General features: G+C 61.8%; 8 protein-coding genes. 1 reads left to right on the top strand and 7 read right to left on the bottom strand.

Going from position 1 to position 7,351, the window contains the following annotated elements:
- The 3 genes from RTQ46_RS26950 to RTQ46_RS26940 all read right to left on the bottom strand — a co-directional run.
- The coding region (locus RTQ46_RS26950; protein ID WP_312440687.1) for a hypothetical protein at positions 1-357 on the bottom strand (357 nt) is incomplete at its 3' end.
- 95 nt (positions 358-452) lie between these two features.
- Positions 453-1,847, bottom strand: a complete 1,395-nt coding sequence (gene cysS / locus RTQ46_RS26945) for a cysteine--tRNA ligase (protein WP_312440686.1) — start codon at positions 1,845-1,847, stop codon at positions 453-455.
- Positions 1,848-2,089: 242 nt separating this feature from the next.
- Entirely contained in the window at positions 2,090-3,328 is a 1,239-nt protein-coding gene (locus RTQ46_RS26940) for an MFS transporter (RefSeq protein WP_312440685.1), read from the bottom strand.
- A gap of 108 nt (positions 3,329-3,436) precedes the next feature.
- Between RTQ46_RS26940 and RTQ46_RS26935 the strand changes: the two genes are divergently transcribed.
- Positions 3,437-4,270 carry a helix-turn-helix transcriptional regulator gene (locus RTQ46_RS26935; RefSeq protein WP_312440684.1) on the top strand — a complete coding sequence of 278 codons (834 nt, stop codon included), beginning with the start codon at positions 3,437-3,439 and terminating at the stop codon, positions 4,268-4,270.
- Between the two features lie 15 nt (positions 4,271-4,285).
- Here RTQ46_RS26935 and RTQ46_RS26930 read toward each other — a convergent pair whose 3' ends face one another.
- The 4 genes from RTQ46_RS26930 to earP all read right to left on the bottom strand — a co-directional run bounded on the left by RTQ46_RS26930 (position 4,286) and on the right by earP (position 7,240).
- Positions 4,286-4,738 carry an Ivy family c-type lysozyme inhibitor gene (locus tag RTQ46_RS26930; protein ID WP_312440683.1) on the bottom strand — a complete coding sequence of 151 codons (453 nt, stop codon included), beginning with the start codon at positions 4,736-4,738 and terminating at the stop codon, positions 4,286-4,288.
- A gap of 59 nt (positions 4,739-4,797) precedes the next feature.
- Complete coding sequence (locus RTQ46_RS26925; RefSeq protein WP_312440682.1) at positions 4,798-5,208, bottom strand: hypothetical protein; 411 nt, start codon at positions 5,206-5,208, stop codon at positions 4,798-4,800.
- Between the two features lie 154 nt (positions 5,209-5,362).
- Positions 5,363-5,938, bottom strand: a complete 576-nt coding sequence (locus tag RTQ46_RS26920; RefSeq protein WP_034758247.1) for an elongation factor P — start codon at positions 5,936-5,938, stop codon at positions 5,363-5,365.
- Positions 5,939-6,073: 135 nt separating this feature from the next.
- Positions 6,074-7,240 (bottom strand): elongation factor P maturation arginine rhamnosyltransferase EarP, encoded by a 1,167-nt coding sequence (gene earP / locus RTQ46_RS26915; RefSeq protein ID WP_312440681.1) that lies wholly within the window; start codon positions 7,238-7,240, stop codon positions 6,074-6,076.
- Between the last annotated feature and the right edge of the window lie 111 nt (positions 7,241-7,351).

The raw sequence follows: 7,351 nt of genomic DNA, 5'->3' as shown, positions 1-7,351 counted from the left end.
GAACAGCAGGAAAACGAATAGCGCGGCGCTCAGCACATAGGCCAGCACGCTCAACAGACTTGCGCGCAACCATCCCGCAGGCAGGCCATTGCTGCGGGTCGCGTTGCGTTGGAAATACCATGCGCACGTGACGATGGGCCAGCACAGTATCACGTACGATGCCAGTTTGTCAGGCAATAGCGTGGACGGGGTCAGGTCGGTGAGATTGGCGCAGGTCGTCAAAGTCGCCAGTGCCAGCGAATACAGGAAACAGTGACGCCAGCTGACCGTAATCCGGCGCATCAGCCTGGCGGCGCATTTGAGACAGAACGTAAATAAAAGCATTACCGGAAAAACCATCAGGCTTTTGTAGAACATATCCATATCCATGCAGGCACCGTTCCGGCAGACAAGAGAAAGTGATTGTACCTTGCCAAATTGGCCAGCTCTTTTGCGATTCGCCTGAACGCATGTCAGCCAGCCACTGCCAGCGCCATCCTGCGCGCCACCGGTCCCTCCCCCGTATCCTCGATCTCGTATCCTGCCGCGCGCACCAGCGCCCGCAAGCCGTCGGCATCGTCCCAGCGCCGCTCCCTGCGCGCCAGTTCGCGCTGTGCCATCCACTCGCGCACCTGCTGCGGCACCGCCACCAGCGCCGGCTGCCAGCTGGCCAGATCCAGTCCCAATGCCGCATCCATACGCAGCACGGTCGCCTTTTTCACGCCATCGGGCAGATCGCTTTTCAGCAGCTCCCACAGCACCGCCAGCGCGCGCGGATAGTTCAGGTCATCGTTGATGGGCGTGGCAAACTTTGCCAGCCAGCCCGCATCGGCGTCGCCCCGTGCTTCTCCCAGCCCATGCACCGAGGTGCGCAGGCGCGACAAGCCACTGGCCGCCGCACGCAGCGCCTCGTCGCTGAAATTGAGGCTGCTGCGGTAGTGGGCGCCCAGGCACAGGTAGCGGTAGGCCAAAGGATCTATTCCTTGCTCCACCAGGCTATGCAGGCGTAAAAAGTCCCCGGACGACTTCGACATCTTGGCCTCCTGCGTTTTCAAAAACGCGCCGTGCAGCCAGAAGTTGGCCAGCCGCGTGCCGTGGCGCGCCTGGGTCTGGGCGATCTCGTTACTGTGATGGACGGCCACATGGTCTTCGCCGCCGCAATGGATGTCGAAATACGCGCCCAGGTGCTTTTCGGCCATCGCCGAGCATTCGATATGCCAGCCCGGAAAACCGAGGCCCCACGGGCTGTCCCATTCCATCTGGCGCTGGCCCGGCGTGCCGCTGAACTTCCACAGCGCGAAGTCGCAGATATCGCGCTTGTCACCCAGCTCCACCCGCTTGCCCGCCTGCAGGCCGTCGCGGTTCAGCCGCGCCAGCTGGCCGTAGTCGGGCTGGCGCGTGGTGTCGAAATAGATACCGTCCTGCGTGCGGTAAGCAAAGCCCTTCGCTTCCAGGTCTTCGATAAAGGCGATCTGCTCCGCGATATGCTCGGTGGCGCGGCACCAGACGGTGGGCGGTAACATGTTCAGCAAGGCCAGGTCGCTTTCGAACGCCTGCGTGAATTGCGCGGCCAGCGCCCACGCGGATTTTCCGCTGCGGGCGCTGCGCGCTTCGAGCTTGTCGTCGCCCGTGTCGGCGTCCGAGGTCAGGTGGCCGACGTCGGTAATATTCATCACATGGCGTACGTCATAGCCGTTGAATGCCAGTGCGCGGCGCAGCCCGTCGACAAACAGATAGGTGCGCAGGTTGCCCAGATGGGCGTAATCGTAGACCGTGGGGCCGCAGGCATACAGGCCCGCCTTGCCCGCTTCGATGGCTTCAAATGGACGCAGGCTGCGGCTATACGTGTCGTACAGGTGGAGTGTCATGCGGCTCTTTCGAAAAGTGGTTCGGAAATAGAAAATGGCCACAGGTTTTTCAACGCTGTGGCCATCGGAATGAGGAATGAAAAGTTTAACGGCGCCGGGCCGCATCCTCACGGGGCCACATAGCCAGACAGGTACACAGCGCGGCAGCGGCGCTGGCAGTCATGGCTGGAGGGAGGATGAAGGATTTCATGGCGTTGACTATCGCATGGACTGCGGCGGGCCGTCAAGCCCGCCGCCAGCATTTACTTTTTCGGCGCCTGTTCGATATGCGGCAGCAGCACCGTCAATATGCCCAGTAGCGGCAGCCAGGAGCAGATCTTGTAGACATAGGCGATGCCCGAGATATCGGCGATATGGCCCATGGCGGCGGCCGCGATGCCGGACACGCCGAACATCAGGCCAAAGAAGATCCCGGCGATCATGCCGACCTTGCCCGGCACCAGTTCCTGCGCAAACACCACGATGGCGGAAAACGCGGACGAGATCACGAAGCCGATGATGACCGTCAGCACGGCCGTCCAGAACAGGTCCACGTACGGCAGCAGCAGGGTAAATGGCGCGGCGCCCAGGATCGAAATCCAGATCACGCGCTTGCGGCCGATGCGGTCGCCGATCGGCCCGCCCATAAAGGTGCCTGCCGCGACAGCCGCCAAAAACAGGAACAGATAGAGCTGGGCCGCGCCAATCGTCAGGTGGAATTTGTCGATCAGGTAGAAGGTGTAATAGCTCGACAGGCTGGCCATGTAGATGTACTTCGAGAACACCAGCAGCGCCAGCACGGCCAGCGCCCCCATCACCTTGTTGCGCGACAGGTTCGGCCCATGGCCACCCGCCTTGGGCTTGAAGCTGGCCAGGTGGCCGCCATACCAGCGGCTGACGCTGGCCAGCACGCCGATGGCCAGCACGGCAAGCAGGCTGAACCAGGCGATATTGCCCTGGCCGCGGCCCACGATCACGGCCGCCGCCAGCAGCGGACCCAGCGCCGATCCCACGTTGCCGCCCACCTGGAACAGCGACTGCGCAAAGCCGTAGCGCCCGCCCGAGGCCATGCGCGCCACGCGCGACGCTTCCGGGTGGAAGGTCGAGGAACCGACGCCGATCAGCCCGGAAGCGATCAGCAGGGTCGGAAAGGTCGAGACGATCGACAGCATCAGCACGCCGGCCAGCGTGAAGCACATGCCGACCGGCAGCAGGAATGGCAGCGGACGGCGGTCCGTGTACAGGCCGATCCATGGCTGCAGCAGCGAGGCCGTGCATTGGAACGTCAGGGTAATCAGGCCGACCTGGGTAAAGCTGAGGGCAAACTCGGCTTTCAGCATCGGGTAAATCGACGGCAGCAGGGCCTGGATCAGGTCATTGAGCAAGTGCACGAAGGCGACGGCGCCCAGGATGTGCATGGCCAGGCCGGATTGCTGCGAGGAAGAAGGGCTGGTCTTGACCGCCGCAGCCGGCGTGACCAAGGTATCGGAAGTAGTGTGCATGGTGCTCTCGAAATCGCCCGGCCCCTGGAACAGGCCGGCAGGAAAGCCAGTATAGTATGGGCGTCGAACAGATCACTTCCAATAATCGTCGCCCAAGTGACAAAAACCATGCAGACCACTAACACTGCCGATGCCGACGGCATGCCCTTTACGCGCAGCAGCAATTCCGGCGACTACCAGCATGTGCCGCGCCCGGTGGCGGTGATGTCGCGCCAATATGACGCGGCCGCCTACACCCCGCCGCACAGCCATGTGCGCGCGCAACTGCTGTTTGCCACCGAAGGCGTGATGCGCGTGACCACCGAGCATGGCGTGTGGATATTGCCGCCGCGCCGCGCGCTGCTGATACCGGTCGGCGTGGTGCATGAACTCGATATCCTCAGCGCGCTCAGCATGCGCACCGTGTATATCGACGCGCAGGCTGCCGCCGCGTTCGGGCCTGCCTGCAAGGTGGTGGAAGTAAGCCGGCTGCTGCGCGAACTGATCCTGGCGCTGCTGGACGAAGACGTGCATTACCAAATCAATGGCCGCGGCGACTGGCTGGCCAGCCTGATCCTGTCGGAACTGGCGCGCGCCGACACAGTGCCGATCGCCATTCCCTGGCCGCGCGACCGGCGCCTGGTGGCCGTCTGCACCGCCATCATGGCGGCGCCCGGCAGCCGGCGCAGCATCGAAGACTGGGCCCACGATGCAGGTGCCAGCGCGCGCACCCTGATCCGGCTGTTTCCGCGCGAAACGGGGCTGCACTACCGGCAATGGCTGCAGCAGGTACACCTGGCCGAAGCCTTCTGCCGCCTGGACCGTGGCGAAGGCGTGGGCGCGATCGCCTTTGCGCTGGGCTACGCCAGCCCCAGCGCGTTTTCCGCCATGTTCCGCCGCATCCTGGGCCGCACGCCGCAGCATTACCTGAGCGAATGGCGCGGCGGCGCCGATCAGGCCTGAACCGGCTTTATTGCATCAATTGCGCTTGAGCAGGTCCATCTCTGCCATGCTGGGCTGGCCGAACACCACGGTGCTCACTTCGCCCGCCTTGTCCAGCCCTGTATACGTGCCGGCCACGCTCTTTTCTTGCGGGTCATACACCAGCATGAAGCGGTGGCCGCAGTTGTGCGGCTCGCAGACGCTGGTCAGCAGGCGCGGCGAGCCGTCGAGATCGACGGGCGTCAGCGGCGTCGTCACACCATCGGGCACCCAGCGCGGACGCCGGATATTGGCCTTTCTGAGTTCGGCCAGGAAAGCCAGCCGAAAGGCGCGCTCGCTTTTATAAACTTCAGGAAAATAGGGGCAGTCGGTGGCGTCGTGGCAGGCCAGTGCCTGCTCGATCAGCGATGGCGCAGGACTTTTGGCCCCGGCTGGTGTGGCGCACAGTGCCAGGCTCGTCAAGAGCGAGGCCAGCAAGCGGGTAGGCATGGCAACTCCTGTGGGAAAACACGCTGCCAGCATAGCAGAATGCGGAAATATCAGGAGCCTTACAGCGAGCAGCGGATGCCGACCACGCCATTGACCTTGCCTTCGGGCCAATCGGTTTCGCGCCAGCGGAACACGCCGGGCGCGACGAAGATCAGCTGCCATTCGACCAGCTTGCCACTGGCCGTGCGGCGGGTTTCATTGTCGTAGCGCAGGGTCAGGCTGCGATCCGTTTCGGCCAGCACGGTGGCGGCAAAGCGGTTGGTTTCGCCCAGCTTGCTGATCCAGGTGCGGTCATTGAAAATGGCCAGCTTCTGGCGATCGTCGGACAGCTGCATGCGCGACAGGCGCCGCTCGCCACCGCAAGCGCTGTTGGCATTGACGCTTTCCGCCCAACTGCCGGACAGCTGCGTTTCATCGAAAGGGACAGGTGCGGCAGTCACGGCCGCACTGAGCAGCAAGGTTGCAAGCATAGAATTTTTGATTAGCTGAAAATAAGGTGCGCTACAGCGCAAGTAGACAGCATAGCAGTGCTAGCCCTGCAAATGTTACTACATGGAATGAATTTTCAGGCAAAAAAAAGCGCCACCCTGAGGCAGCGCTTCTTTTGAAAACCAGAACAGCGTCTTAGTTGCGAACGACGCGTTTGTATTCGTTGGTACGGGTGTCGATTTCGATCACGTCGTCCTGTGCCACGAACAGTGGCACTTGCACGGTGTGGCGGTGTGCATCGATGGCGTTTTCGATCTTGGCTTCTTTCAGGACGTTGCCCGAAGTGTTGCCCTTGACTGCAGGCTCCGAGTACACGACCTGGCGTGCGATGGTGGTTGGCAGTTCAACCGAGATTGCCTTGCCATCATAGAAAATGGCTTCGCATTCCATGCCATCTTTCAGGTAGTTCAGCGCTTCGCCCAGGTTTTCTTCTTCGATTTCGTACTGGTTGTATTCGGTGTCCATGAACACGAACAGCGGATCGGCGAAGTACGAGTAAGTCACTGGTTTTTTGTCCAGAACCACCACGTCGAACTTGTCGTCGCCGCGGAACACGTTTTCCATCGGGGTGTTGGTCAGAAGATTTTTCATCTTCCATTTGTAGGTGAAGCCCGTGCGGCTCGAACCGTTGACATCAGAACGCAACACGATCATAGGCTTGCTGTCGACCATGATGATATTGCCAACACGAATTTCTTTTGCGGGTTTCATAGAAGTGTACGTAAAAAGTGGGTTGCATGAAGACCATCTGCCGCCGGTGCGCCATCGGCGCCGCAGGCTTGCGTTTGATCGGTTTAAAATCTGTCAGAATTAACCGGGCATTTTACCTTAATTTCGGGCCAGCGCCTACCGTGGCAAGCGCGCAAACGCCAGCAGGTTGCCGGCCAGGTCGCCATTGTCGTGCATCTGCGCCTGCCACGCCCCTGCCCGCCCGGCAATGCGCGGCATATCGGCGCGCAATGCCGTCCACAGCGGGGCCCAGCCCTGCCCTGCCACACGGGCGCCGTTCCAGCATTCGCTGGCCTCGATCAGGCTGTCGATCGCGCCATCGGCATCAAACGCATAGCGCTGCAAAAAGGCACGCAATTTGACGTGATGCAGGTTTTCATCCTGCGGATAGATATGCCAGATAAACGGTTTGCCGGCCCACTGCGCGCGCACAAACGAATCCTCGCCGCGCACGAAATTGACGTCGCAGACCCACAGCAGCTTGTCGTAATCGTCCTGTGCCACGAACGGCAGCACGCGCACGGTCAGGGCGCCTTGCGTATGCGATACTCCCGCGACGGCATCGGCGCCGATAAAGCGGCTAACGGCATCGAACGCCACGCCTTCCGGCACCAGGCAGACGATGGGCTCGCTACCAGCCTCCCACGCAGCCAGCAGCTCCGCCACCGGTGCGTGCGGGTAGCAGAACAGCGACACTTTCAATGCCGCCATCTCGCCCGGGGTAACGCCGAACTGCGACAAAAATGCCTGCATGGCCAGCGGATCGGCCTGGAACTGGCGGCGCCGCTGTTCCAGCCCCGCCTCGCGCAGCAGGCCGCCGGTCTTGTCGGTAAAGCCGGGAAAGAAAAAATGCTTGATCATGCCGTGGCGCGGCGAGGTCAGCTGGTGGCAGCCTTCGACCCACTCCTCCGCCGTCAGGCCTTCCAGGTTCAGCCAGACAGGATGCGGCTGGCACTGCGCCATGGCGGCAATATAGCCGGGCGGAATATCGCAGGCAAAAAATTCGATCACGATATCGGCTATCTCTCCAGGATTGAAACTGCCATCCTGGCCGCCCCAGTGGCGTACCGTCACGCCGGCCGCCTGCTGGACACCGAGCGCCACGTCAATTTGCGGGCAGATGCGCCTGAAACTGGCCAGATCGTCAACCCACAGCGTGACGGCCACACCATGCTCGCGCTGCAACTGGCGCGCCAGGCGCCAGCAGATGCCGATATCGCCGAAATTGTCGACGACTTTGCAGAAGATGGCGAGGGAGGTGGCGCGATCGGAAGAGTGTGACATGGGGTCCGGATAGTGGAAATTGAAAACAAAAAAGCCGCGCTGTTACCAGGCGGCTTTGTTGTTGGCTGAATCAGCCGGTCTGGCGTCCCCAAGGGGATTCGAACCCCTGTA

It is taken from the genome of Janthinobacterium sp. (assembly GCF_031995485.1).
In the GTDB taxonomy this organism is placed as follows: Bacteria; Pseudomonadota; Gammaproteobacteria; order Burkholderiales; family Burkholderiaceae_D; genus Janthinobacterium.
Note: the sequence above shows the minus strand (reverse complement) of the source record. Positions and strands in the feature narration are given on the sequence as shown.

Excerpts from the sequence above, each read along its gene's own strand:
- cysS (WP_312440686.1), bottom strand. The coding sequence starts at position 1,847 with ATGACACTCCACCTGTACGACACGTATAGCCGCAGCCTGCGTCCATTT.
- RTQ46_RS26940 (WP_312440685.1), bottom strand. The coding sequence starts at position 3,328 with ATGCACACTACTTCCGATACCTTGGTCACGCCGGCTGCGGCGGTCAAG.
- RTQ46_RS26935 (WP_312440684.1), top strand. The coding sequence starts at position 3,437 with ATGCAGACCACTAACACTGCCGATGCCGACGGCATGCCCTTTACGCGC.
- RTQ46_RS26930 (WP_312440683.1), bottom strand. The coding sequence starts at position 4,738 with ATGCCTACCCGCTTGCTGGCCTCGCTCTTGACGAGCCTGGCACTGTGC.
- RTQ46_RS26925 (WP_312440682.1), bottom strand. The coding sequence starts at position 5,208 with ATGCTTGCAACCTTGCTGCTCAGTGCGGCCGTGACTGCCGCACCTGTC.
- RTQ46_RS26920 (WP_034758247.1), bottom strand. The coding sequence starts at position 5,938 with ATGAAACCCGCAAAAGAAATTCGTGTTGGCAATATCATCATGGTCGAC.
- earP (WP_312440681.1), bottom strand. The coding sequence starts at position 7,240 with ATGTCACACTCTTCCGATCGCGCCACCTCCCTCGCCATCTTCTGCAAA.